Here is a 24,657-nt window from a genome sequence, read left to right as displayed (position 1 = left end):
ATCCGGTTGATATTGACTGTGGTTTACTCGGACATCTGGACCGGTCGGCACCAACGAGGTCCACCAGCTACGTACCGACACACCAACTGCCGATGCATCTGCCTACGAACGAATCGGGACGCGTGACATGCTCACGGTCGAAGGATTCTCGCGTCTTGTAGCCGGCGTCTACGCCGCCGCGATCGCTCCCCAGCACTGGGAGTCCACGATCCGCGACATCCACCGGGCGATCGGCGGCAACGGCGGAGCGCTGCTCACCGCCAACCAGTCGATCTGGTCGATCCAGAACTCGATTCTGCCCACGGGCGCGGCCGCCAGCTACGCCGAGTATTACCACCGGCTCGACGCGCCGCTGGCGACCGTCGAGAAGGGCGCGGTGGGGACCGTCCGGACCGGGACAGAACTGGTCGTCCCCCATCGCAATTCGGAGTTCTACACCGACTGGCTGCACCCCAATGAACTGGAGGACGGCCTGTTCGCCCGGCTCTCCCAAGGGCCGCGCCCGGCGTGCTTCCTGGTCCACGCCCCGTTGGCATCCGAGTCGTTCGGATCCAGAGACCGGGTCAAACAGTTCAGCAGCCTGGTTCCGCACCTGCAACAGGCCCTACGCGCGCAACACTCACTCGACGACTTCGCCCGCGAGGACGCAGACCTGCAGGCCGCCCTGGATTCCGTGGATCACGGCATCGTCGTGATCGGGGCAGGCGGCCAGGTACTCAACCTCAACGCCGCGGCCGAAAAGGTCCTGCGTGACGGTGACGGTCTTCAGGTGGTGTCCAGGCGCATCACGGCGGCCAATGCCCCAACCAATCGGACCCTGCACCGTGCTCTGCGCTCGGCGCTGACCGGCACCTCCGACAGCGTGCGGGGAGGTCACTCGTTCACCGCCCAAAGACCCTCGGGTACCAGGCCATTCGTGATTCACGTGCTGCCGCTCCACCGCTTTGACGAGCCCGACCGCCGGCGGGCGCTGGTGGTGTTGGCCGATCCGGGCCATGATCCCGAACCCGGCACGGACCTCCTGCAACGCCTGTACCACCTGACGCGCACCGAGGCCGACATCGCGCTGCGGGTGGCGCACGGCGCTGATCCCAAGCAGATCGCCGAGGACCTGTCGGTGTCGATCACCACCGTGCGCACCCACCTGCACCGGGTGTTCGACAAGACCGACACCCACCGCCAGGTCGAACTGGTGCGGCTCCTCCTGACCCTGCATCCGGTGGCCTGAGTTCAGCCCCGGCCGTGGGCACTGCGCTTCCGCATGGCGATGATCGCATCCACGATCAGGAAGGCCAGCAGGCTCAACCCGAACAACGGCAAGGACCATCCGATGACGGCGACGACGACCACCACGGCCACGCTGCCCCACGGCGGCAACTGGCGCAGCGCCCCGCGCAGCGGTGGGCGGCCCACCGCCCAGGCCGACCCCCGCGTGGGCCGGCGCAGCCACCACATCCGATAACCCCGCACGATGACGGTGATCAATCCGACCATGGTGAGCGCCAGCACAGCCTGGTTGGCAATACCGAACAGCAGGCCCATGTGGGCATCGATCGTCCAGTCGGTGAGCTTGGCGAGCATGGGCCACTGTGCGAAGTTCACCCGGTCGGTCACCTTCCCGGAATCAGCGTCGACCGCGATCTCGTCGGCACGCGTGGGCCAATCACGTTTGCGTTCAGCCACTTTCCAGGCTTGACCGGCTTCAGCCGGCGGATACATCCACATCGGGCCGCGGAGCCCGGCCTGCTCAGCCGTCCGCAACACGGTGTCGGCGCCGCGCAACTCGGACGGGCCGCCGTGGTGGCCGTGGTGTGCGGCCTCAGCGACCGGGCCACCCGACAGGGAGGTGTCGACGGCAGGTGCCGTGGTGTTCAGCTGTGCCTGGATCCCGTTGACCGTCTCGCCCGCATAACGGGACCAGGTGATACCCGAGACCGACAACGCGAGCAGGACCGCCGCTATCCACACGCCCACCGCACCGTGCCAGGACAGCGTGCGTCGACGCCCCGAAGCTGTGCGGTCCGGCAGGACAAGGTCGCGCATCGTGCGGTTCTCCCGGCGACGCATGATCCACAGGGCCAGCCCGGCCAGTGCGATCACCCACATCCAACTGGCCGCCAGCTCGCTGTAGTTGCGTCCGAACGCGCCGAGGTGCAAGTTGCGATGCAGCTCGTCGAACCAGGCCCGCACCGGCATCCACTGCCCGTAGGTGGTCAGCGCCCCGCGCACCTCACCGGTGTAGGGATCGACGAACACTGTGCGCGAGTAGTCCGGCGGAATGTCCTTGAATTCCGGTCCCACCAGCAGGCGGATCTGGGTGGTCTCGTCAGGCGCAGCCGGCGGGCGGATGCTCTCGACCACGCCTTCCGGATGAGCGTGCCGCGCCGCGGCAAGCTGGTCTGCCAGCGGCAGCCGCTCGGTGCCCACCTGGTCGACCGTCAGCTCGTGCCGGTAGACGTACGTGTCGATCTGCGGGATCAGCGCATAGAGCAGGCCGGTGACGGCGGCGATCAGGATGAACGGCCCGACGAATATGCCGGCATAGAAGTGCAGCCGCACCAGAAGGGGACGCAGGGAGTGGCGGCTGACGGGCGGAGGGGATTCCTCGCGGAGTTGATCGTCAGGTGTGATGGTCATGGAAATGCCTTCGCGGAAAAGAATTTTGAGAGAACCAGAGAGGTGCGCACAGGGCACAACGCGTAACAGCCCGTCGCTGACGACGGGCTCAGATGAAGGAGGCGGGGTTAGAAGCCGATGCCGGACGTTGCCGGCGGTGCCCGCATTCCGAGGCCGGTGCGCAGCAGAACAGGCCGCGCCACAACGATATTCGAAGGCCGCCAGAGCTCGCGCACCGACGGGTGGATCTGGGCGGCGGCGAAGATCCGCATCCAGGACAGCACCGAGGCGCACACCACGTACAGGTATTCGGCCATACCGATCACCAAGCCGAGGCCGACCGCCGCAGCGGCATGCATCCCGATCATCGGGGTGGTGAGCAGCGATGCCGCGTGATGGTGGCCGCCGGACATTGCGAGTGCCAGGTGGCCCAGGAGTTGTCCGGCGCCGAGGCCGGCGATCAGCAGGCCGGTCCTGGCCCATCGGGTCTGGGTGTTCAACCCGCCGACGGCGGCACCGAGGGCGGCACACAACAGCAGCAACACGATCAACGGGCTACTCGTCGGGGCCATGCCGCCGGCCGCGGTGTGAGCGACCGCTGCGGTGAGCGCCGAGCACCCACCGACCAGGCCACCGCGCAAGTACGCGGCGTGCTTGACGGGGGTGCTCACCTGCGGAACCTTACCGTCCAGCCTGAGCTGGGCTCCCCGTGTCGCGCCCTAGAGTTGGCGGCGTGACCGGCGGGGCCTATGAGCAATATGAGTTGATCGCCACCGAGTACGCCCGGGCCTTTGCCGGCGAATTCGACGACCGGCCGTTCGATCGCGCGGTCCTGCGGTCCTTCGCCGACCTGGTGGTGCGGTCCGGCGGCACGAGCGCCCTCGACGTGGGCTGCGGGCCCGGTGAGCCCACCGCCGAGCTTGCCGACTGCGGCCTTCGGGTCGAAGGCATCGACGGCTCGGCGGCGATGGTTTCTCTGGCCGCCCAGCGGTGGCCGCGGCTGCGGTTTCAGACCGCCGACATGTTCGATCTCCCGTATACGGCGGGGACCTTCGATGCGGTATGTGCCTGGTACTCGATCATCCACACCCCAACCGTGGCTCTGCCGGAACTGTTCACCGAGTACCGCCGGGTCCTGAGCAACGCCGGATGGGTACTGCTGGGTTTCCAAACCGACGGTGAACCCGCGGTCTACGACCACGCCTTCGGCCGGGACGTGGAACTGACGTTCCTGCGCCACGACACCGCCGCGGTCTGCGACGCGCTGGAGGCGTCGGGATTCACGGTGTACGCGACAACCAAGCGCGCCCGTCAGGCGCAGCTGGATGAGCCCACGGCCCAGGCCATGGTGATCGCGCAGACGAATAACTGTTGACTTATATAAGCCCCTGCTTCTATTCTGAAGCTGTGCACGCCTTCGACATTCTCGGAGACCCGGTGCGCAGGCGGATCTTGGAGCTCATCCAGGCCGGCGAGCTGTCATCCGGTGCCATCACCGAGGTGATCCGAGCCGAGTTCGAGATCAGCCAGCCCGCGGTATCACAACACCTCAAGGTGTTGCGGGACAACGGTTTCGCCAGCGTGCGGGCGGAGGGCACGCGGCGGTTGTACCGCGTCGACGCCACGCCGCTACGCGAGGTCGACCAGTGGCTTGAGCGCTTCCGGCGTAATTGGACACCGCATCTGGATGCGTTGGCGACCGAGATCGCGCGCGGCAAACGTGAACGAAGAAGAACCACGAACAAGGAGGCTTCCCCGTGATCGACGTCCAACACCAGCTCAACGCTGTCCGCCGCAGTGTGGGCCGCCAGACGTTCGAAGCCCGAGCGGCGCGCGTCGTGAGCGTCAGCCAGACCTACGACACCGACGCCGCCGATCTCTGGGATGCCTGCACCAGCCTGGAGCGGATCCCGCGCTGGTTCCTGCCGATCACGGGTGATCTACAGGTGGGCGGCCGTTTCCAACTGGAAGGAAACGCTTCCGGTGAGGTGCTGACCTGCGAACCGCCGCGCTCCTTCACGACCACGTGGAAGTCCATGGGGGCCACCAGCTGGGTAGAGGTCACCATCACCGCAGCGGGCGAGAACCGCGCCACCTTCACCCTCGACCACATCATGCACGCCGAGGACGACGACGAGTTCTGGCTTCAGTTCGGGCCGGGAGCGGTCGGAGTCGGTTGGGACTCTGGGCTTCTCGGTCTCGCCGGATACCTCGGCAGCGGTGATCGCATCACACCGGAGGAGGGTGCGGCCTGGGCGGCCGGCGACGAGGGCCGCGAGTTCATGACGTCCGCGAGCGAACTCTGGTACCAGGCCGCGTTGGCCGGCGGCGAGGATCCCGCTCAGGCACGCGCCGCGGCGGATCGCACCACAGCGGCATACACCGGGGGCTGACCTGGGCAGACGCGCCCGTGACAGGGAGCTGCCGGACCACGGCCGTACCCTGTCGGTGTGCCTGACCTCCACCCGAACTTGACCGCGCTGGCTCCCCTGCTCGGCACCTGGTCCGGGCCCGGCGCCGGTGAGTATCCGACCATCGAGGCGTTCGAGTACCTCGAAGAGATCACCTTCGGTCACGTCGGCAAGCCGTTCCTGACCTACAGCCAGCGCACCGCGGCCCCCGACGACGGCCGCCCGCTGCACGCCGAGACGGGATACCTCCGGGTCCCCGAACCCGGCCGGGTCGAATGGGTGCTGGCACACCCGACGGGCATCACCGAGATCCAGGAAGGCACCGTGCGTGTCGTCGACGGACGCATCGACATGGAGCTGTCCGCGACCACGATCGGATTGACCGCCTCGGCCAAAAATGTTGCGGCACTGTCACGTTCCGTCCATGTCGACGGCGACCTACTGACGTACACCCTGCAGATGGGCGCGGTCGGAAAGCCACTGCAGCACCATCTTTCCGCCACGCTGACCAGGAAGACCGCATGAGCCAAGACGGCAAGATCGCCCTCCCCTCCGACCTCGACACCGTCACCGACATCGGCGACGAGGACCACTCGGAGATCGACCCGGGAGCCGTCGAACGCATCTGGGAATCGGTCCGCTACTGGTACGGGTCGGGTATGCACCCCGCCATCCAGGTGTGCTTGCGGCGCAACGGAAAAACGGTGCTCAACCGCGCGATCGGCCACGGCTGGGGCAACGGCCCCACTGACCCGCCGGATGCCGAGAAGGTCCCCGTCACGACCCAGACCCCGTTCTGCGTCTACTCGGCGGCCAAGGCCATCAGCACGACCGTCGTACACATGCTCGTCGAGCAGGGGCATTTCTCCCTCGACGACCGGGTCTGCGACTACCTGCCCAGCTACACCAGCCACGGCAAGGATCGCACCACCATCCGGCATGTGGTGACCCACAGTGCCGGAGTCCCGATCCATACCGGACCACGTCCCGACGTCACCCGCGTCGACGACAGCGAGTACACCCGTGAGCAACTGGCCCTCCTCAAACCGGTGTACCGGCCGGGCCTGGTGCACATCTACCACGGCCTGACCTGGGGTCCGCTGATCCGCGAGATCGTCTCGGCGGCCACCGGTCGCAACATCCGCGACATCCTGGCCGACGAGATCCTCGACCCGCTGGGCTTCCGGTGGACGAATTACGGTGTTGCCCCAGAAGAGGTTCCGCTGGTGGCACCCAGCCACGTGACCGGCAAGCCGCTGCCGGCTCCGATCGCGGCGGCGTTCCGGGCCGCGGTGGGCGGGACACTGGACCGGATCATCCCGCTCAGCAATACGCCGTTGTTCCTCACCAGCGTCATCCCCTCGTCGACCACCGTGTCCAACGCCGACGAGCTGTCCCGGTTCGCCGAGATCCTGCGTCGCGGAGGTGAACTCGACGGGGTCCGGATCATGAAGCCCGAGACGCTTCAGGCCGCGACCGCGCCGTGCCGCCGGATGCGTCCGGATGTGGCGACCGGCCTCAAACCGATGCGCTGGGGTACCGGGTACATGCTCGGCGGAAAACGCTTCGGACCCTTCGGCCGCAACACGCCCTCGGCGTTCGGACACACCGGCCTCGTCGACATCGCGGTCTGGGCCGACCCGCAGCGCAGCTTGTCGGCCGCGATCGTCAGCAGCGGTAAGCCCGGGGCGCACCGGGAGGCCAACCGCTATCCCGCTGTGCTGGACCGGATCGCGGCCGAGATTCCGCTCGGCTGAGGCGAGTCAGCGCAGTTTCTCCCCGTACACTCGCTCGACAGTCAGGGTCATCAGTACCCGGCGATCGGAGACCATCACCGACCGGTACTCATCCCAGTCGGGATGCTCCCCGGCCGCGCGGCGGTAGTAGTCGACCAGCGCCTCGACCTCGGGTCCATACGGGTCGGTTCCCGGCCCGGTGAGCGCCACCGCACCTTCGGCAGTGGCCCAGGACCAGCCGTCGGTGCTGGTCACTTCGAGCGCGGCACGCGGATCTCGACGCAAGTTGACCGTCTTCGCGCGTCCCTCCGTCATCGACACGTAGATGACGCCGGCGGCTCGGTCGAAATAGGGCGTCACCGGCGAGAGTTGCGGGACGCCGGAGACCTTGATGGTGGCCAGCACGCCCAACCGGGCCTCGGCCAGTACATCGCGCGGATCGAACGGCGGGTTAGATGAGGTGTTGGCGGTCACATCTGTGCGCAACCTCCGACCGCACGCCCGCTATTCCAGGAGCTGCCGAATGCCCGACGATGCCCTCCGCGAGGATCTCGCCGAACTGCTGCGCCGAAAGGCGCTCACGGAAGACGCCGGCAGACCCGAGGCGGTTGCCCGCCGCCACACCGCGGGAGGCCGCACCGCCCGGGAGAACATCACCGACCTGATCGATGACGGATCGTTCGTCGAGTACGGGCGGTTCGCGATCGCGGCTCAGCGACAGCGTCGCAGCCTCGACGACCTGATCGAACGCACCCCGACCGACGGTCTCCTGGCCGGAACGGCACGGATCGACGGCGCCGCGTGTGCGGTGCTCTCGTACGACTACACCGTGTTGGCCGGAACCCAGGGCGCCATCGGCCACCGCAAGAAGGACCGGTTGTTCGAGATCATCGAGCGGCTGAAATTGCCGACGGTGTTCTTCGCCGAGGGCGGCGGTGGCCGCCCGGGTGACACCGACATCCCGACGGTGTCGTCCCTGGAGATCCGGGCATTCGCGTTGTGGGCCGGGCTGTCCGGCCTGGTTCCGCGCATTGCCGTGGTCAAGGGCCGGTGTTTCGCCGGCAACGCGGTGATCGCCGGTGCGGCCGATCTGATCGTCGCGACCGAGGACAGCTCGATCGGGATGGGCGGACCGGCGATGATCGCCGGCGGTGGCCTCGGCGAGGTCGCCCCCGATGAGGTCGGCCCGATCTCGGTGCAGGCACCCAACGGCGTCGTCGACATCGTCGTGGCGGACGAACAGGAGGCGGTCGCGACCACCAGGAAGCTGATGGGGTACTTCACCGGGTCGACGGAATCAGGCCCAGCTTCCGATCAAACAGCCCTGCGCACAATGATTCCCGAACGGGCGCGGCGTGCCTATCCGGTGGCACCGATCATCGAGACCCTCTCCGATGCCGGCTCGGTCACCTTCTTGCGTCAGAAGTTCGCCCCGGAGATGGTGACGGCCCTGGCGCACATCGACGGTAGGCCCGTCGGTGTCATCGCCAACAACACCATGGTGATGGCCGGCGCCATCACCGCCGCGGCATCCGACAAGGCTGCCCGGTTCCTGCAGTTGTGCAACGCATTCGGTCTGCCGGTGGTGTCGCTGGTGGACTGCCCCGGATTCATGGTCGGTCCGGCTGCCGAAGCCGAAGCCCTGGTGCGCCGCGGGTCCCGAATGCTGGTGGCCGGTGCAGCACTGACGGTGCCGCTGGTGGCGGTGATCCTGCGGCGCGGTTACGGTCTTGGGGCACAGGCGATGTGCGGTGGAAGCCTCCACGAGCCGCTGCTCACGGTGGCGTGGCCGGGCGCCCACCTGGGTCCGATGGGCCTGGAGGGCGCCGTCCGACTCGGTCTGCGGAAGGAACTGGAGGCCATCGCCGACGACGACGAGCGCGAGCAGGCCGTTCGGGCTGCCACGGCAGCCGCCGAAGAAAACGCGCGGGCGCTCAACTCCGCATCGTTGTTCGAGATCGACGACGTCATCGACCCGGCGGAGACCCGGAAGCTGATCGCCGCAACACTCGCCGCGGCCGCGCAGCACGAACGGCCCGCACCACGCGCGAGGTTCGTCGACACCTGGTGAACCGTTGACTACACGCTGTAGTAGACGTAACGTCCGGGCATGCGGCGGTGGAGTTTCGCTCAATGGGGACTGCTGATCATCTCGCTGTTCCACGTGGTGCAGGCAATCATCGGATTCATTGCCGAGCCGAGTTTCGCCATCGGCCCGGACGCGCCGACGACCCCGATTCTCGGCATGGATTACAACGGTTGGCATGCGGTGGCCGGCCTGGCTTTGTTCGGTCCGGGCCTGGTGCTGTGCTGGAGAAAATCCTGGGCCGTGCTCTATCTGCTGCTGGCCGCGGTGGCCGGGGCGCTGCCGGGAATCTGGGCGTTCTTCTCCAACCAGGTGGCCTACATATTCGCCTTCCCCAACAACACCACCGACGCGGTCGTGCACCTGGCAACCGCCGCGGTGATGCTGGCCGTGGCGGGTGTGCAGATCTACCGCGATGGTGGTCTAGGTAACTCGCTGTCCGGGCTAACCCTGAAGCGGTGAACAAATCAGTTAGCTGAGCGGCCTGCGGATAACAATTCGGTCACCGCAGCCGGCGGCACAGATCACGATCAATTAAGAATGGTCTCCGGTCTTTGAGACATTTCAAGATCATCGGCCACTTTTCGGCGGTATTGAGGCGCAGTTCACGGCGTCCGCTGTAACACCACCACACCCGCCACAGCTGTTTCACGCGGCAGAAGATTTGCTCGTCTGCGCTGCGGTTACTTTCGAATTCGGGCCGGGGACATGAGCGATCACTGATCGCGACCCAATGAGAATCCCAGAATCCCGAAGGAAATGATCATGAAATTCACTGGAATCACCGCGCGTCGTGGAATTGCCGGCGCTTGTGCTGCGGGCCTGCTCGGCGGGGTCGCCGCAACGATGATCGGCGCACCGACCGCAGCCGCCGCACCCGACTGCAGTGCCAGCGGCGTGGCCGGCACCGTCAGCAGCACCACCGGCGCCGCACGTGCGTACCTCGACAGTCACCCGGGTGCCAACCAGGCCGTGAGCACCGCGTTCACCCAGCCGCGTCCGCAGGCCGCGGCGACGCTGCGTGGTTACTTCACCGCCAACCCGCAGGAGTACAACGACCTGCGTGGCATCCTGGCCCCGATCGGGGACACCCAGCGCACGTGCAACGTCACGGGACTGTCGCCCGAACTGGCCTCGGCCTACTCGGAGTTCATGGCCGGGTAGTCCACTGGATACCGTGGAGCCAGGCCGACACGTCAAGGAGGACGGATGGCGAACCCGTGGCAGATGGTCCGAGGTAGGAAGGTGGCCGGACAGTCGGCCACCCGCGTCCGCAAACGCACCCCGTCACCGCTGGAACCGGCCTGGACGCCTGAGCCGGCCCGCTACGGCGTCGGGATCCACCACAATGTGGCCGTCCGCGCCTCCGACGGCACCGTTCTCCGGGCCGACATCCACTATCCGACGGTCCCCGAGACGGGGGCACCGGCACCGGGGCCGTTCCCGGTGCTGTTGTCCATCACGCCCTACGGCAAGAAGGCCCCGCCGCCGGCCGCCCAGATCGGTGGCGGGGCCACCCCGTACCTGATCCGGCGCGGCTACATCGAGGTGATGGCCGATGTGCGGGGCACCGGTGCCTCGGGCGGATCGTTCGAGATGTTGGGTGCGGTCCAGGCCCATGACGGTGTCGACTTGGTGAATTGGGCTGCACGGCTGCCGAATTCGAATGGCAAGGTCGGGATGTTCGGCATCTCCTATCTGGCCATCAACCAACTTCTCACTGCCGCGGCCGTCGGCCCCGGCTCACCGTTGAAGGCGATTTTTCCGGTGATGGCGGCCAATGACTTCTACCGCGATGTGGTCACCATGGGCGGGGTGCCGCACATGCGCACCGTGCGCGCCTATGGCGCGGTCTATTCACTGCTCAATGTGGTCAACCCGGTGCTGGAGTTCGCCAAACGCGGCACTCATGAACGGCCCCGGGCCGGGGGCCTGGCCGCGGTGCGCCGGCGCGGACGTGACCAGCGCCAGTACTTCCGGACCATGATCGGGGACGCGACCGCCGGCGGCGACACCGCTTTCGACGGGCCGTTCTGGGACACCATGCGGGCTTCGGACGTGCTGCCTCAGATCGCCGACAACAACGTTGCCGTCTTCCTGGTCGGCGGCTGGCACGATGCCTTCCAGCGCGGTGCACCGCTGAACTACGCCGCACTGCAGAACGCCTACACCGGTCGGCCGCCGAACAGTCCGATGCAGCCCGGCCAACCGGTGACGGACCGGGTGCAGTTGATCATGGGCCCCTGGTACCACGTGTCCGACCTGGACGGCCTGCATCTGCATGCGCTGCAATTGCGCTGGTTCGATCGCTGGCTCAAGGACGACACCGATGCCGGGGTGACCGGCTCGCCCATCCGCTTCCAGGCCATCGGCAGCTCGGCATGGTTCCAGGCGCAGGATTATCCGTTCCCCGAGCCCACACCGACCCGGATGTACCTGACCGAGGGCGGGCACCTTGTCTCCCAACCGGCCGCCGACCAAACCGAGGCCACGTTGCGCTACACGGTGCGCGGTCCGGTGTCGGGTCGCAGCCTGGAGCAGTGGACCCTGGGAATGGGCAGTTTCATGGCCGCCCAGACGGGACGGCGCATCCGTTACGACCTGGACAACCGCCGCCTCCAGCGCGAGGCCCTGACCTACACCACGGCCGAGTTCACCGAAGCGCGGCTCATCGCAGGCCCGGTCACCCTCACCGTGCAGGCGACGGCCGACACGACCGAGACCCTGTGGGTGGCCCACCTCGACGACGTCGCCCCGGACGGGGCCAGCCGGCCGCTGACCCAGGGAGCGCTGCTGGGTTCGCACCGGGCCCTGGATCCGGAGAAGACGTGGTTTACGCCGGACGGGCCAGAAGGAGAAGTGCTACGGCCGCATCACTTCAGTACCCGCGCCGCGGCCCAACCGGTCGTGCGCGGTGAACTGACCCGATACGACCTGGAAATCTTCCCCACCGCCGCCGTGCTCGAACCGGGCCACCGGCTACGGCTGACCCTGACCACCTACGACTTTCCGCATCTGGTTCCCACAGCGCCGGCACGGGCGGCACTGAACGCGGGCACATACCGTATCCGTCAGGGCGGGGATTCGCCGTCGAGTCTGCTCATCCCGTTGGCCACGCCCGCAGCGTTCACACCGGACGCGTCGCGCGGAGGTACGTGAGACTTCCGGCCAGCCGGATATGTCCGGATCCCACTACCGCGCAATCGAATCCGGCGCTCTCGAGCATCCGCGGCAAGGCGTCGCCACGTACATCGACGATGTGCAACCGACCGCCCGGGCGCAAGACCCGGAACAGTTCACCGACGGCGGCCACCTTGGTCACCTCGTCGAGGTGATGCATCATCATCGATGACAGCGCCCGGTCGAACTCGCCGTCGCCGAACGGGAGTTCCTGGGCATAGGCCCGGGTGAACCCGATGCCCGTCATGCCCTTCGCTTTTCGCTCCGCCCGGTGCAGCGCGCGCAGATCAGGATCGGTCCCGATGATCTCGGCACCCGGACAGGCCCTCTTGACCCGGACGGTGAGATTACCGGTTCCACAACCTATTTCGATGACCCGCTGGCCGGCCGAGAGTCCGGCCTGCGCGACCAACTCGCGATAGGCGGGGTTCATCCCCAATACCCGGGTCAGCAGGTCGTAGCCGGGCAGGAACACGTCGTGGCCCGCGGCGGGCAGGTAGTCGTGCCGGTTTGTCAGAAGATGTGGACGATGTTCGGTCATGACCTCCATGGTCCTGCGGCTGATACCCCGATAGTTGGGTGACGATCGGCAATATCAGGATTATCTTTGGCATCGTGCCCGACATGTCACGCTTGGTTCGCCACCGCGACGGCGTACCGGTCTACCGGTACTGGACCGAACGTGACGCGCCGCCGGTGTCCGTGACCCGGGGCCGGCGTGCGGAACTCCCCGAGCACCGGCCGCACATCCATGATTTCCCGGTGCTCTGGTACGTACCGACCGACGGGGTAATCCATGTGGTGGCAGCAGGCGAGGTGATCGACCCACGGCCGCTGACCACCGACGCCGATGGGATCGGCGTGTACTTCGACCCCACCGCGCTGGGGCACGACCCGGCGTCGCCCTGGCCCACCTGGCAGGCCCACCCCCTACTGTTCCCGTTCCTCCACGGCAGGACGGGCGGACTGCTGCAACTGCACGTGCCCGCTTATCGACAGCCGCTGTGGGACAACACCATCCGATCGATCGAGGAGGAGCTCGCCGCCCGGTGTGAGGGCTACCGCCAAGCGGTGCTGGCCCATCTGACCCTGCTACTCATCGACCTGGCCCGCCTGGCCGACGACGTGGTGAGCGATCTGCGGCGTAGCGGCGAGCCGTTGCTGGCCGAGGTGTTCTCGGTGATCGACCGTAGGTTGTCGGATCCCCTCTCGCTGAGCGACGTCGCCGACGAGATCGGGATGACAGCGGGTCACCTCACCACGTTGGTGCGCCGGCGGACCGGACGCACCGTGGGTGAGTGGATCAACGAGCGCAGGATGAGTCGGGCGCGGGCACTGCTCGGCGATACGGACCTATCCGTCGCCCAGGTCGCCAGGCGGGTGGGCTTGGCCGACCCTGGATACTTCAGCCGCCAGTTCCGCCGGACGCACGGTATGTCGCCGCGGGAGTGGCGCCGACCAAACTCGGCCGGCATCAGAACCGAATCACCTTGATAACAGAGGGGTTACGCCGGGCGCGGCCACAGTAGCCACAGCTCAGGCGTTGTTAGCGTGCCGGTGTGAGACTGAGAAATTTCGGTCGGATGTCGCGCCGCGTGGCGGCAGTGGCAATTTCAGGGCTGATGCTGCCGTGGCTGGCCATCGCCGGACCGGCACCGACCGCCGCTGCGTATTCGCGCGATGGCCTGCCGGTGGAACGCCTACAAGTGCCGTCGGCCGCGATGGGCCGCGACATCACGGTTCAGTTCCAGGGCGGCGGCCCGCACGCTTTGTTCCTGCTCGACGGGTTGCGCGCGCAGGACGACGACAACGGTTGGGACATCAACACCGCGGCGTTCGAGTGGTTCTACAAGTCGGGCATATCGGTGGTCATGCCGGTGGGTGGGCAATCCAGCTTCTACAGCGACTGGTACCGCCCCGCGGCCGGCAGCGCCGGGACCACCACCTACAAGTGGGAGACGTTCCTGACTCAAGAGCTCCCGGCCTACCTGGCTGCCAAGCGCGACGTGGCGCCGACCGGCAACGCCGTTGTCGGGCTGTCGATGTCCGGCGGTGCGGCCCTCAACCTGGCCATCTGGCACCCCGCCCAGTTCATCTTCGCCGGCGCCCTGTCCGGCTTCCTGAATCCGTCGCAAGGCCTGTGGCCAACCATGATCGGTTTCGCGATGAAGGATGCCGGCGGCTACAACGCCAGCGACATGTGGGGCACCACGAACGATCCGGCTTGGCGGCGCAACGACCCGACGGTGAACATCAACCGGCTGGTGGCCAACAACACCGCGGTATGGGTCTACTGCGGCAACGGCGTTCCCTCCGAACTCGACGGTCCTGGCGGGAACTTCGGCACGATGTACAGCGCACAGTTCCTGGAGAACATCACGATCGCCTCCAACAAGGATTTTCAGCAGAAGTATGTGGCCGCGGGCGGGCGCAACGCGCGGTTCGAGTTCCCGCCGAACGGCACCCACGGCTGGAACTACTGGGGATCGCAGCTGCAGCAGATGAAGCCCGACATGCTGCGGGTCCTGGACCAGAACGCGGCCGCGGCCGCCGCGCCCCCGCCCGCGGCTCCGGCACCGGCCGTGCCCGGTCAGGTCGCTCCGGCGCCGGCCGTGCCCGGTCAGGTCGCTCCGGTGCCAGGTCAAGTGGCTCAGGTGCCGGGCGTCGCGGCAGCACCCGCTGCACCGGTCATACCGGGCCAGGTGCCCGGCCAGGTGCCGGGTCTAGCCGCCGCGCCTCGGGTAGCCGGGGTGCCGGGCATGGCTCCGGTCGCTCCGGCCGCTCCGGTCGCTCCGCTGAGCCCCGGCCTGCAGACGGTTCCGGTAGCACTGCCGCGGGCGTGAGCCACATGCGTAACGCGAAAGCAGCATCACCAACAGAGATGACTTCCATCTAAAAGCATCGTTGGACTTGATTGGCCGAGGCGACTGTCATGGAGGCATGACACGCACACGTCTCGCCCTGGCCGCATTCGCGTCGATCGCCGCGGCAGCCGCGACCTTCAGCGCTCCCACGGCTCTCGCCGACGACCCGACAGCGGGTGTCTCCCGCACCGAGCTTCAGCGCTCGGCCGCCCCGACCCCCGGGTTCGAGATCATCCAGACCCGCTTCGAGATCCCGGTGGGCAAGGAGTCGGGCCGCCACAGCCACCCCGGACCGGAAGTGGGTTACATCGTCCAGGGCGACGTCGACATGGTCTTCGACGATCGGCCCACCCAGCACCTGCATTCGGGCGACCCGTTCCTCATCCCGGCCGGGGTCATCCACGACGCCCACAACGTCGGCACCGTGCGGACACTGATGTTGTCCACCTACGTGGTGCCCGTCGATCAACCGTTGGTGACCATGTATTGATCCCCGGACCGCACGCCACGGTAGATGCCGCGCCGGACGATCCACGGCTGCAGAATCCGATCGATGGACCAGGCTGGAAATCGAAATGCAAACCCGTTGGGCGCGAAGACTTCCAACCCGTCCGGTTGCACGCCGAGCACCGATCCCCAACGGCTGGCCGGTGGCCGGTAACTGCGCATCCGTCCTCCGGAGAAGTAGGCGGTGACATTGCGGGCGAGCAACCCATCGGCCCGATTGCGCGCCGAGGAGCGCAGCGGGTCGGTAGCGGCCACGTCGCCGACGGCGAACACGCTGTCAAGGCCCGGCACCCTCAGTTCGGGAGTCACCCGCACGAAACCATCCTCATCGAGCACGTCTGCCGGCAGCCAGGCCGTGTTCGGCCGAACCCGGCCGACAGCCCACAACACCGCGTCGGACTTCGCGGGCGGCTGGCCGGTGCTCCAGCGGACGGGGTCGGACGTGATGGCCGCGCAGTCGAAGCCTTCGGGCACCACTGCTCGATGCCCGGGGTGCAGCGCCACCCCTGCCTCAGTCAGCCTGCTTTCGACGCGCCGGCGGGCACGCCAATGATGCTGCGGCAGAGGGCGTTCGCCCGGGTAGTACAGCCCCACCCTGATATCCGGCCACCGAAGGGCGATGTTGGCTGCGCTGCTGGCCGCCGCAGCGCCGCCGCCGATGACGGCCACTGACTGGGCCGACCCCAACCGCTCGTGCGCAGTCTGCAGCCCGGCATCGACATCACCGGCTGACTGCAGAACCGCTTGGCGCCAAAAGCCGTTCGTCACACCGGTGGAGATGACGAGTGCGTCGTAGTGTTCGACCCGAGGGTTCCCGTCGGCATCGCGCACGCTGACGGTGCGGGCCGACAGATCGGCCCCGATCAAGGTGCCGTGCACGGTGCGGACCCGGTCGAGTTCGCGAAACCGGTCGAAGCCGATCCAGTAGTCGCGCGCCCAGGCATCGGGCCGGGCCAGCCGCGTGCCCAGTTCCTGACCGCTGACCAGGCCAGGATTCACCGAGATGCCGACCACGTCGAAGCGGCGCGCCAGGCGGATCGCGGTGAGCACGCCGGTGTCGCCGAGTCCAGCGATCACCACGCGCTTTCGGTCCATGCTCGTGGACGCTACCGCCCGCCTGCAGGCCATCAGGTCCCTTTCCCTATCGTGGCTGGATGAGCAGCGTCGCTGATGCGGACCGGGTCGCCGACCTCGCCCGCCGGGTCGTGGCCGACCACGACCCCACGAAAGTTCCGATCCCCGAGTACCTGGCCGCCTGTTACGACGCGGGCCTGTCCTGGGTGCACTTCCCGGAGGGCCTCGGCGGTCTCGGGGTGTCGCGCGGTCTGCAAGCCGTCGCCGACCGCATTCTGCAGGGCGCCGGCGGCCCCATACCGTTGAGCCTCAATCCGATGGGCTACGGCATGGCCGCGCCGACGGTGCGCGAGCACGCCCAGTCCGACGAACTCAAGAAGTCCTGGCTGCGGCCGCTGGCCAGTACCGAACACATCTGGTGCCAGCTCTTCTCCGAGCCGGGCGCCGGATCGGATCTGGCCGGACTGGCCACGTCCGCGGTCCTCGACGGGGACGAGTGGGTGCTGAACGGGCAGAAGGTGTGGACCAGCCTGGCCCACCGGGCGCGCTGGGGCCTCCTGCTGGCCCGCTCGAATCCCGATGTGCCCAAACACAAGGGCCTGACGTACTTCGTGCTGGACATGCACGGTCCGGGCGTCGAGACCAGGCCGCTGCGACAGATGACCGGCCAGGCCGAATTCAACGAGGTTTACATCACCGACGCGCGTATCCCAGATGCGCACCGGCTCGGCGCGGTGGGCAACGGCTGGAACGTCGCGATGACGACGCTCATGAACGAGCGCAGCGCGCTCGGTGGCAGCGGCAACCGGCGCGGAGCCGGGACGATCTCGGATGCCGTGGCACTGTGGGCATCTCGCTCCGATCTGCGTACCCCGGTGCTGCGCGATCGGCTGACTCAGCTCTGGCTGCGTTCGGAGGGTCAACGGCTGACCGCCGAACGTTCCCGCGCGGCCGCCACCGTCGGCGGACCAGGTCCGGAAGGGTCCATCGGCAAGCTCGTCGGCGCCGAACTCAATCAGCACATCTATCAGTGGTGCATGGATCTGCTTGGCCCCGAAGGGATCCTGTATCACGGGTACGGTACCGGGGACCGGGACGACGACCAGGACGGCAAGGACTGGCGCGGCCCCATCCAGCAGCGCTTCCTGCGCAGCAAGGCCAACACCATCGAAGGCGGTACCTCAGAGGTGATGCGCAACATTCTCGGCGAACGGATCCTCGGGTTGCCCGGCGATCTGCGGGCTGATGCCGGTATGCCGTGGAAGGAGGTTCCCCGTGGCTGAAGCTGAATACACCTTCACCGAAGAACAGGCTCAGCTGCGGACGGCGGTCCGAAAGTTCTGTGCCGAGAACTTCGACGAGCAGACGGTGCGCACGCTCATGGAGTCCGAGCCTCGGTTCGACCCGTCGGTGTGGGCCCGGTTGGGCGCCGAACTCGGCGTGCTCGGCCTGGCGGTTCCCGAGGCCGACGGCGGCGCCGGCGGCACGCTCGTCGACCAGGCCATCGCGGTCGAGGAACTCGGAGCGGCACTGGCATGCGGTCCGGTGTTCGGCACCGTGTTGCTGTCGATCCCGGCGCTCGTCGCCGCCTCGGCCGGCCCGGCGCGCGACGAACTGCTCAGCGCACTCACCGAAGGCGCCCGCACCGCGGCGTTCGCGATCGCGGATGAGGCGGGCGCATTCGACCCCGCCGCGGTGAATGTCACTGTCGCCGAAGATGGGACGCTTACCGGCACCGTCGAGCGGGTCGTAGACGGTGCGGCCGGTGACGTGTTGCTGGTCGCCGCGACGGGGCGCGATGGCGTGGCTCTGTACGCCGTCGAGGCGTCAGGCCCAGGAGTGCAACGCACTCCTCTGGTCACCCTCGATCTGACCCGGCCCCAGGCCGACATCCTCTTGACCGCTGCCCCCGCGCAATTGGTGGCCGGCACCGACGAGGCTGACCGCGTCATCACGCACGCATTCCAGGTGGCCTCGGCGCTGCTGGCCGCCGAACAGGTCGGTGCCGCACAGCATCTGCTGGATCTGTCGGTGGAGTACGCGAAATCGAGGCTGCAGTTCGGCAGGCAGATCGGCTCGTTCCAGGCCGTCAAGCACCGGTTGGCCGATTGTCTGGTCGATCTCGAGCATGCCCGCTCGGCGGCCTATCACGCCGCGTGGGCACTGACCGACGGCACCGACGACCCCGCGTTGGCAGCCAGCATCGCGCAGGCCACCGCGTCGGCGGCGTTTGCCAAGATCGCGGCGGACGCCATTCAGGTGCACGGTGGGATCGGGTTCACCTGGGAGCACCAGGCCCATCTCTACTTCAAACGAGCCACCACCGACGCCGCGCTACTGGGCAGTGCGGAGGCCCACCGGTCGCGGGTCGCCGAACTGGTGCTCGACGACGTGGCGGCCGAGCGTGCCCCGTGGGTGGCGACGGGCACCCGATGATCGGCTGAAAGCGCGCGGTAAAGGTTGCGCGACCGTAAAATCCCGCTGATGGACAGCGCTGCCGAACTCCGCACGCTGGCTGTCGACGGGGTGCGGTCACCGGTGCTCGTCGGCGGGGCGGCCGGGCTGGACACCGGCGAGGCAGTGGTGTTCGTGCACGGCAACAACGCCGGCGCGAAATGGGATCGATTGCTGCTGCCGGTCGCCGGTTTCGCCAGGGTGATCGCTCCGGAGATGCCCGGCTTCGGCGCGGCAGACAAGCCACCCCAGTGGCCGTACACGGTGAGTGCCTACGCGGCCCACCTCGACGCGATCCTGAACCAACTCGGTGTCGAACGCGCGCACCTGGTCGCCCACGACTTCGGCGGGCCCTGGGCACTCGCGTGGGCGGTGGACCATCTCGACTCCGTCGCCAGCATCACGCTGATCAACGCCCCCGTGGTGATCAACCACTTCGCCGCCAAGCTGTGGCGCACACCTGTGCTGGCTGAGGCGCTGTCCCGAATCGGCAACCCGGCGGTCCTGCGCCGCGTGCTCGCCATGCGAGACCCAGGCCTTCCGGCCGACGCACTGGAATCGATCGCCGAGCATATGTTCGCCCGTGGAACGCCCGATGCCGTGCTGAAGCTGTACCGGTCCACCGGACCGAATGCCCTTGCGCCGTATATCGATCGGCTCGGAGCGTTCGGCGGCGACGTCTTGGTGGTGTGGGGCGCCGATGACCACTACGTGCCATTCGCACAAACCGACGACTACCGCCGGATATTCCGGAGCTGCGAAGTGCAGCCGGTGCCCGGAACGGGTCACTGGCCATGGCTCGAGCAGCCCGATGTGGTGGCCGGACACGTCACCGCGTTCCTGCGACGGCAACTCGGGAAGGCCGCCCGGTGAAGCTGCGCCGCATCCGCACGGCCACCGGCCTGGCCGTGCAATCGCTTGATTCCGAGGGTAATTGGGCTGTGCAGTCGGACCTCACACCGCTGGGCGGCCGCGTCTTCGACGACGCCTGGTTGGCGGCGTCGGCCGAGCGCCAGCTACAGCACAGCGATCACCTGCTGCCGTTCCAGCCGGTGTCCTTCCGCGACTTCATGCTGTACGAACAGCACAACATCGACGCCGCCCGCGGGCTTATCCGGCGCTTCCATCCCGGTCTGTACCGGGTGACGTCCCTGTACGAACGTGTGACCGGCCGGCCGGTGCCGCAGTTCAAACCCAAGCCGCTGTTCTATCAGCAGCCGATCTACTACATGTCCAACGCGCAGACCTTCGTCCCGACCGGCACCCCCGTGGCGATACCGGACTATTCACAGGCGCTCGACTTCGAACTGGAGATCGGATTCGTCCTCGCCGCACCGTTGTTCAACGCGACACCGGAGGCAGCGGCCAAGGCCATCGGGGCGTTCGTCGTCCTCAACGACTTCAGCGCCCGTGACGTGCAGCGCCCGGAGATGCTCAGCGGTTTCGGACCGCAGAAGTCCAAGCACTTCGCCAGTTCGATGTCGGATACCGCGGTCACCGCCGATGAGATCCTGCCCCGGATCGATTCCCTCACCGGTTCCGTCGCGCTCAACGGGGTAGTGGTCAGCACGGTCAGCAGCGCCGGGATGCAGCACAGCCTCGGAGAGGTGCTGGCGCACGCCTCACGCAGCGAACCACTTTGTCCCGGCGAGCTTTTCGGGACCGGAACGCTGCCTGGCGGAAGCGGAATGGAGACCGGACATTGGCTGCGACCCGGGGACACCCTCACGCTGACCCTGGACGGCATCGGCCACATCGAGCACCGGATCGCCTGACTACCGGGCAGCGGCGTCGATCGCCTTGTAGATGCGCTGCTCGCTGACCGGTCGCGGTGTGCCGAGCTGCTGGGCCCACAGGCTGACGCGCAACTCCTCGATCTGCCACGCGATGTCACGGATGTCAGTGGCCGCCGCACGGCCCGGAGAAAGTGCCTGAATCAGTTCGTCATAAGCGTCCTCGACGGCGTGCACACGCGACATCCGGTCCCGATCGGCGCCGAGCGCCTGAGGCATCCGCTCCAACCGGCGGGTGATCGCGGTGACATATCGGGCCAGATCGTTCAGGCGCGCGATACCGGCCGCCGCGACAAACCCCTTGGGCAACAGGCGATCCAGTTGAGATCGGATATCGGCAACGGCATCGGCCTGGGCGGCTGACGGCTTGTCGGGTAGCGCGACCTGCACGTCATGCGTGGCGGCCAGAACCTTCTCCACCCGATTCACTCCGGCCTGTGTGGTGGGGCCGAGTTCCTTACCGGCCCGGGCCAGGACTCCGGCAAACTCGGCCTTCGTCCACACCGGCTTGGGAAGCAGCACATCAGCGGCCGCGTCGGCGCAATCGTCGAGCAGCGCAGCCAGAGTGCCGTCGGGGTTGGCGTTGAGCGCCAGGCGGGTGCGGGTACTCAGGCCCCGCTCGATCGCCTTGACCGGTGACGGTGCGGTCAGCCGCAGCAGGCGGCGAAGGCCCAGCCGCATGGCCGCGGACTGGTCGGCCGGATTGGCGAACACCTTGATGTCGACGGCCTTCCCGGTGTCCACGAAGGCCGGATATCCGCGGACCGTGTGACCGCCGCTCACATTTTCCACGGTGCGCGGCAGCTCGTCGAGGTCCTCGGGCCAGGCCTGCAGCCCTGCGCGTTCCAGGTCCCCGCCCAGCGCCGCGGCCACGGCCTGGGCGACGGGCACGGCCAACTGTTCACGCAGTGCGTCGATGTCCTTACCCCGTGCCACCTCTTTGCCCTCGGCCGATTCCACGGCGAAGGTCATTCGCAGGTGGTCGGGGATCTTGCTCAGGTCGAACGCATCGATCGGCACCAGAATGCCACTGCGCCTACGTAGTTCGCGCTGCACCTCGTCCAGCAGTGACCCGGCGGACGGATCGATGTCGCCGAGGATGGCCCGTGCGGTGTCGGGGGCGGGGACGAAGTTACGTCGCAGGTCCTTGGGCAGCGACTTGATCAGCGCGGTGACCAGTTCCTCCCGTAAGGCCGGTACCTGCCAAGCGAAGCCGTCGCCGCCGAGCCGGGCCAGTACGCCCACCGGGACATGTACGGTGACGCCGTCGTCGGCAGCCCCGGGCTCGAACCGGTAGGTCAGCGGCAGTTCGAGATCGCCGGCTTGCCAGGTATCGGGATTGTCCGCACCGTCCTCGGAACGCAGGAGATCGTCACGGGTGAAGGTGAGCAGGTCAGGCGTCTTGTGTCGCTGCTTCTTCCACCAGGCGTCGAAATGACGGGCAGACACGACGTCGGCCGGGATGCGGGCGTCGTAAAGCGCGAAGATGTCGTCGTCGCCGACCAGCAGATCGCGCCGGCGGGCCCGTTCCTCGATCTCTTCCAGTTCGGCGCGCAACCGCGCGTTGTCGCGGAAGAAGTGGTGCCTGGTCTGCCAGTCCCCTTCGACCAAGGCATGTCGGATGAACAACTCACGACACAGCTCCGGATCGATCTGGGTGTACCCGATCTTCCGGCGCGGAACGAGCGGCAGCCCGTACAGCGTGACCCGCTCGAACGCCACCACCGCGCCGCGCTTGGCCTCCCAGTGCGGCTCGCTGTAGTTGCGATGCACCAGATGTCCCGCCACGCGCTCGATCGCCTCGGGTTCGGCCTTGGCAGCGACGCGACCGAACAGCCGGCTGGTCTCGACCAGATCTGCCACCACGATCCAGCGTGGGGGCTTCTTGGTCAGCACCGACCCCGGCGCCAGCACGAACCTGGAGTTGCGGGCACCTTGATAGTCACGCCCCTCGCCCTCACGCAGCCCGACATGGGACAGCAGGCCCGCCGTCAATGCAGCGTGAATGGCGGCCGGCTCGGCGGGCTCATCACTCTCGCGGATCCCGATGTCGCGGGCGATGCTACGCAACTGTCCGGTCAGGTCCTGCCACTCCCGGATCCGCAGGTAGTGCAGGAATTCCTCGCGGCACATCCGCCGGAAGGCATTGCCGGAAAGCTCGTTTCGTTGCTCACGCAGATAGTTCCACAGGTTGAGGTAGGAGATGAAGTCTGAATGCTCGTCAGCAAACCGGGCGTGCTTCTGACGCGCCGCTTCCTCCCGGTCAGACGGACGCTCGCGCGGGTCGGGGATCGACAGCGCCGCCGCCAGCACCAGCACCTCACGCACGCAGCCCTCGGTGTCGGCCTGCAGGATCATCCGCCCGACCCGCGGATCGAGCGGCAACCTGGCCAGCCGTCGTCCGACGTCGGTCAGCGCACCCGCCGCATCGAACGCGCCGAGCTCCTGCAGCAACTGCACACCGTCGCGGATGCTGCGGGCATCCGGCGGATCGAGAAACGGGAACTCCGCGATGTCACCCAGCTGCAGGGCAGCCATCTGCAGGATGACCGCGGCCAAGTTGGTCCGCAGGATTTCCGGATCGGTGTAGCGGGGCCGGGATTCGAAGTCCTGCTCCGAGTAGAGCCGGATGCAGACGCCGGGCGCGGTACGTCCGGAACGACCGGCCCGCTGGGCCGCCGAGGCCTGGGAGATCGGCTCGATCGGCAACCGCTGTACCTTGGTGCGACGGCTGTAGCGGGAGATCCGCGCGGTGCCGGGATCGACGACATACCGGATACCGGGCACGGTGAGCGATGTCTCGGCCACGTTGGTGGCCAATACGATTCGTCGGCCGGTGCGACTCGGCTGGAACACCTTCTGCTGGTCGGCGGTGGGCAAGCGCGCATACAGCGGCAGCACCTCGGTGTTCCGCAGATCCTTCAACGCCTCTGCCGTGTCCCGGATTTCACGTTCGCCCGATAGGAACACCAGCACGTCGCCGGGCGGTTCGGCTTCCAGCTCGCGGACCGCCTCGACGATGGCCTCGGTCGGATCGCGTAGTTCAGTGCGCACGATTTCGTGGTCGGGATCATCGGGGTCCTCGGAGTCATCGTCGGCGCCGACAGTCACTTCCAAAGGCCTATAACGGATCTCGACAGGGTAGGTCCGCCCTGATACCTCGACGATGGGCGCACCGCCACTGAGCCCATTTTCGGCACCGCCGCTGAGCCCATTTTCGGCACCGCCGAAGTGCGCCGCGAAGCGCTCCGGCTCGATGGTGGCCGACGTGACGATGACCTTGAGGTCAGGGCGGCGCGGCAACAGCTCGCGCAGATACCCGAGAAGGAAGTCGATGTTGAGACTGCGCTCGTGGGCCTCGTCGAGGATCAGGGTGTCGTAGCGCAGTAAGCGGCGGTCCCTTTGAATCTCGGCGAGCAGAATGCCGTCGGTCATCAGTTTGATCAGCGTCGAATCGCTGGCCTGGTCGGTGAAACGTACGGTGTAGCCGACGGCTTCGCCCAGTGGGGTGCCGAGTTCGTCGGCGATGCGCTGGGCCACGGTACGTGCGGCCAGCCGGCGGGGCTGGGTGTGGCCGATGGTCCCCCGGATGCCGCGGCCCAACTCCAGACAGATCTTGGGCAGCTGCGTGGTCTTGCCCGAGCCGGTCGCGCCGGCGACCACCACCACCTGGTTCTCGCGGATGGCCTTGGCCAGCTCGTCGCGGTGCTGGCTGACCGGCAGGTCGGGATAGCTGATGGCCGGGACGGCAGCTTGGCGGGTGAGGACAAGACCTTCGGCGGTGGCGATCTGTTCGGCGAGCTGCCCGATCTTGGCGGGCTCACCGCCTCGGAGATTCCGGAGCCGGCGGCGTAACCGGTCTGCGTCGCGAATGGTCAGCCCGTCGAGGCGGGAGCGCAGCTCGGCGACTGACGGTTCGGACACTCGGTCAAGGAT

Annotated in this window: 23 protein-coding genes; 17 read left to right on the top strand and 6 right to left on the bottom strand. The window is 67.4% G+C overall.

What is annotated here, in order from left to right; all coding sequences use genetic code 11:
- Positions 1-127: 127 nt before the first annotated feature.
- Positions 128-1,228, top strand: a complete 1,101-nt coding sequence (locus tag ACZY08_RS05490; RefSeq protein WP_463743546.1) for a helix-turn-helix transcriptional regulator — start codon at positions 128-130, stop codon at positions 1,226-1,228.
- Between the two features lie 2 nt (positions 1,229-1,230).
- Here ACZY08_RS05490 and ACZY08_RS05485 read toward each other — a convergent pair whose 3' ends face one another.
- Positions 1,231-2,637: a PepSY-associated TM helix domain-containing protein gene (locus ACZY08_RS05485; RefSeq protein WP_463743545.1), complete on the bottom strand. Its 1,407-nt coding sequence runs from the start codon at positions 2,635-2,637 to the stop codon at positions 1,231-1,233.
- Between the two features lie 107 nt (positions 2,638-2,744).
- Entirely contained in the window at positions 2,745-3,287 is a 543-nt protein-coding gene (locus ACZY08_RS05480) for a hypothetical protein (protein WP_463743544.1), read from the bottom strand.
- 62 nt (positions 3,288-3,349) lie between these two features.
- Here ACZY08_RS05480 and ACZY08_RS05475 point away from each other — a divergent pair, with 62 nt between their 5' ends.
- From ACZY08_RS05475 to lipE, 5 genes are read left to right on the top strand one after another with little or no spacing between them, the layout of a single operon-like run.
- Positions 3,350-3,991, top strand: a complete 642-nt coding sequence (locus ACZY08_RS05475) for a class I SAM-dependent methyltransferase (RefSeq protein ID WP_463743543.1) — start codon at positions 3,350-3,352, stop codon at positions 3,989-3,991.
- A gap of 32 nt (positions 3,992-4,023) precedes the next feature.
- Positions 4,024-4,377, top strand: a complete 354-nt coding sequence (locus tag ACZY08_RS05470; RefSeq protein WP_463743542.1) for an ArsR/SmtB family transcription factor — start codon at positions 4,024-4,026, stop codon at positions 4,375-4,377.
- Positions 4,374-5,009, top strand: a complete 636-nt coding sequence (locus ACZY08_RS05465) for an SRPBCC domain-containing protein (RefSeq protein ID WP_463743541.1) — start codon at positions 4,374-4,376, stop codon at positions 5,007-5,009. The genes ACZY08_RS05470 and ACZY08_RS05465 overlap by 4 nt, the downstream gene beginning before the upstream one ends.
- A 57-nt stretch (positions 5,010-5,066) precedes the next feature.
- Positions 5,067-5,552 carry a peroxynitrite isomerase gene (locus ACZY08_RS05460; RefSeq protein WP_463743540.1) on the top strand — a complete coding sequence of 162 codons (486 nt, stop codon included), beginning with the start codon at positions 5,067-5,069 and terminating at the stop codon, positions 5,550-5,552.
- Positions 5,549-6,784: a lipase LipE gene (gene lipE / locus ACZY08_RS05455; protein ID WP_463743539.1), complete on the top strand. Its 1,236-nt coding sequence runs from the start codon at positions 5,549-5,551 to the stop codon at positions 6,782-6,784. The genes ACZY08_RS05460 and lipE overlap by 4 nt, the downstream gene beginning before the upstream one ends.
- Before the next feature lie 6 nt (positions 6,785-6,790).
- Here the strand turns inward: lipE and ACZY08_RS05450 are convergent, their stop codons facing one another.
- Positions 6,791-7,237 (bottom strand): PPOX class F420-dependent oxidoreductase, encoded by a 447-nt coding sequence (locus ACZY08_RS05450; RefSeq protein ID WP_463743538.1) that lies wholly within the window; start codon positions 7,235-7,237, stop codon positions 6,791-6,793.
- A 49-nt stretch (positions 7,238-7,286) separates the two neighbouring features.
- Between ACZY08_RS05450 and ACZY08_RS05445 the strand changes: the two genes are divergently transcribed.
- The 4 genes from ACZY08_RS05445 to ACZY08_RS05430 all read left to right on the top strand — a co-directional run bounded on the left by ACZY08_RS05445 (position 7,287) and on the right by ACZY08_RS05430 (position 12,008).
- The gene (locus ACZY08_RS05445) at positions 7,287-8,834 is read left to right on the top strand and encodes an acyl-CoA carboxylase subunit beta (protein ID WP_463743537.1); all 1,548 of its coding nucleotides are present in this window, start codon (positions 7,287-7,289) and stop codon (positions 8,832-8,834) included.
- A 39-nt stretch (positions 8,835-8,873) separates the two neighbouring features.
- The gene (locus ACZY08_RS05440; RefSeq protein ID WP_463743536.1) at positions 8,874-9,311 is read left to right on the top strand and encodes a DUF4383 domain-containing protein; all 438 of its coding nucleotides are present in this window, start codon (positions 8,874-8,876) and stop codon (positions 9,309-9,311) included.
- 303 nt (positions 9,312-9,614) lie between these two features.
- Positions 9,615-10,013, top strand: a complete 399-nt coding sequence (locus ACZY08_RS05435) for a heme-binding protein (protein WP_463743535.1) — start codon at positions 9,615-9,617, stop codon at positions 10,011-10,013.
- Between the two features lie 45 nt (positions 10,014-10,058).
- A complete protein-coding gene (locus ACZY08_RS05430; RefSeq protein ID WP_463743534.1) occupies positions 10,059-12,008 on the top strand; it encodes a CocE/NonD family hydrolase in 1,950 nt (649 codons plus the stop codon).
- On the opposite strand, the gene ACZY08_RS05425 is transcribed toward ACZY08_RS05430, so the two are convergent.
- Entirely contained in the window at positions 11,977-12,570 is a 594-nt protein-coding gene (locus ACZY08_RS05425; protein ID WP_463743533.1) for a class I SAM-dependent methyltransferase, read from the bottom strand. The genes ACZY08_RS05430 and ACZY08_RS05425 overlap by 32 nt on opposite strands.
- Positions 12,571-12,644: 74 nt before the next feature.
- Between ACZY08_RS05425 and ACZY08_RS05420 the strand changes: the two genes are divergently transcribed.
- The 3 genes from ACZY08_RS05420 (at position 12,645) to ACZY08_RS05410 (ending at position 15,383) form a co-directional block, all read left to right on the top strand.
- Positions 12,645-13,523, top strand: a complete 879-nt coding sequence (locus ACZY08_RS05420) for a helix-turn-helix transcriptional regulator (RefSeq protein WP_463743532.1) — start codon at positions 12,645-12,647, stop codon at positions 13,521-13,523.
- Positions 13,524-13,612: 89 nt separating this feature from the next.
- On the top strand, positions 13,613-14,872 hold the full coding sequence (locus tag ACZY08_RS05415; protein ID WP_463744159.1) for an esterase family protein: 1,260 nt from the start codon (positions 13,613-13,615) through the stop codon (positions 14,870-14,872).
- A 97-nt stretch (positions 14,873-14,969) separates the two neighbouring features.
- Positions 14,970-15,383, top strand: coding sequence for a cupin domain-containing protein (locus ACZY08_RS05410; RefSeq protein WP_463743531.1), 414 nt, complete (start codon positions 14,970-14,972; stop codon positions 15,381-15,383).
- Here the strand turns inward: ACZY08_RS05410 and ACZY08_RS05405 are convergent.
- Positions 15,359-16,495 (bottom strand): FAD-dependent oxidoreductase, encoded by a 1,137-nt coding sequence (locus ACZY08_RS05405; protein ID WP_463743530.1) that lies wholly within the window; start codon positions 16,493-16,495, stop codon positions 15,359-15,361. The genes ACZY08_RS05410 and ACZY08_RS05405 overlap by 25 nt on opposite strands.
- A gap of 59 nt (positions 16,496-16,554) precedes the next feature.
- Here ACZY08_RS05405 and ACZY08_RS05400 point away from each other — a divergent pair, with 59 nt between their 5' ends.
- Genes ACZY08_RS05400 through ACZY08_RS05385 form a run of 4 tightly spaced genes read left to right on the top strand, consistent with a single transcriptional unit; the run spans position 16,555 to position 20,703 of the window.
- Positions 16,555-17,757 carry an acyl-CoA dehydrogenase family protein gene (locus ACZY08_RS05400; protein ID WP_463743529.1) on the top strand — a complete coding sequence of 401 codons (1,203 nt, stop codon included), beginning with the start codon at positions 16,555-16,557 and terminating at the stop codon, positions 17,755-17,757.
- The gene (locus tag ACZY08_RS05395) at positions 17,750-18,910 is read left to right on the top strand and encodes an acyl-CoA dehydrogenase family protein (RefSeq protein WP_463743528.1); all 1,161 of its coding nucleotides are present in this window, start codon (positions 17,750-17,752) and stop codon (positions 18,908-18,910) included. Before ACZY08_RS05400 ends, ACZY08_RS05395 begins: the two co-directional genes overlap by 8 nt.
- A 48-nt stretch (positions 18,911-18,958) precedes the next feature.
- Entirely contained in the window at positions 18,959-19,801 is an 843-nt protein-coding gene (locus tag ACZY08_RS05390) for an alpha/beta fold hydrolase (protein ID WP_463743527.1), read from the top strand.
- Entirely contained in the window at positions 19,798-20,703 is a 906-nt protein-coding gene (locus ACZY08_RS05385) for a fumarylacetoacetate hydrolase family protein (RefSeq protein WP_463743526.1), read from the top strand. Before ACZY08_RS05390 ends, ACZY08_RS05385 begins: the two co-directional genes overlap by 4 nt.
- On the opposite strand, the gene hrpA is transcribed toward ACZY08_RS05385, so the two are convergent.
- Complete coding sequence (gene hrpA, locus ACZY08_RS05380) at positions 20,704-24,645, bottom strand: ATP-dependent RNA helicase HrpA (protein ID WP_463743525.1); 3,942 nt, start codon at positions 24,643-24,645, stop codon at positions 20,704-20,706. It abuts the gene before it with no gap.
- Between the last annotated feature and the right edge of the window lie 12 nt (positions 24,646-24,657).

The sequence above is a fragment of the Mycobacterium sp. IDUB_9 genome (assembly GCF_055419505.1).
Note: the sequence above shows the minus strand (reverse complement) of the source record. Positions and strands in the feature narration are given on the sequence as shown.

Excerpts from the sequence above, each read along its gene's own strand:
- ACZY08_RS05490 (WP_463743546.1), top strand. The coding sequence starts at position 128 with ATGCTCACGGTCGAAGGATTCTCGCGTCTTGTAGCCGGCGTCTACGCC.
- ACZY08_RS05485 (WP_463743545.1), bottom strand. The coding sequence starts at position 2,637 with ATGACCATCACACCTGACGATCAACTCCGCGAGGAATCCCCTCCGCCC.
- lipE (WP_463743539.1), top strand. The coding sequence starts at position 5,549 with ATGAGCCAAGACGGCAAGATCGCCCTCCCCTCCGACCTCGACACCGTC.
- ACZY08_RS05445 (WP_463743537.1), top strand. The coding sequence starts at position 7,287 with ATGCCCGACGATGCCCTCCGCGAGGATCTCGCCGAACTGCTGCGCCGA.
- ACZY08_RS05440 (WP_463743536.1), top strand. The coding sequence starts at position 8,874 with ATGCGGCGGTGGAGTTTCGCTCAATGGGGACTGCTGATCATCTCGCTG.
- ACZY08_RS05435 (WP_463743535.1), top strand. The coding sequence starts at position 9,615 with ATGAAATTCACTGGAATCACCGCGCGTCGTGGAATTGCCGGCGCTTGT.
- ACZY08_RS05430 (WP_463743534.1), top strand. The coding sequence starts at position 10,059 with ATGGCGAACCCGTGGCAGATGGTCCGAGGTAGGAAGGTGGCCGGACAG.
- ACZY08_RS05425 (WP_463743533.1), bottom strand. The coding sequence starts at position 12,570 with ATGACCGAACATCGTCCACATCTTCTGACAAACCGGCACGACTACCTG.
- ACZY08_RS05415 (WP_463744159.1), top strand. The coding sequence starts at position 13,613 with ATGTCGCGCCGCGTGGCGGCAGTGGCAATTTCAGGGCTGATGCTGCCG.
- ACZY08_RS05410 (WP_463743531.1), top strand. The coding sequence starts at position 14,970 with ATGACACGCACACGTCTCGCCCTGGCCGCATTCGCGTCGATCGCCGCG.
- ACZY08_RS05405 (WP_463743530.1), bottom strand. The coding sequence starts at position 16,495 with ATGGACCGAAAGCGCGTGGTGATCGCTGGACTCGGCGACACCGGCGTG.
- ACZY08_RS05400 (WP_463743529.1), top strand. The coding sequence starts at position 16,555 with ATGAGCAGCGTCGCTGATGCGGACCGGGTCGCCGACCTCGCCCGCCGG.
- ACZY08_RS05390 (WP_463743527.1), top strand. The coding sequence starts at position 18,959 with ATGGACAGCGCTGCCGAACTCCGCACGCTGGCTGTCGACGGGGTGCGG.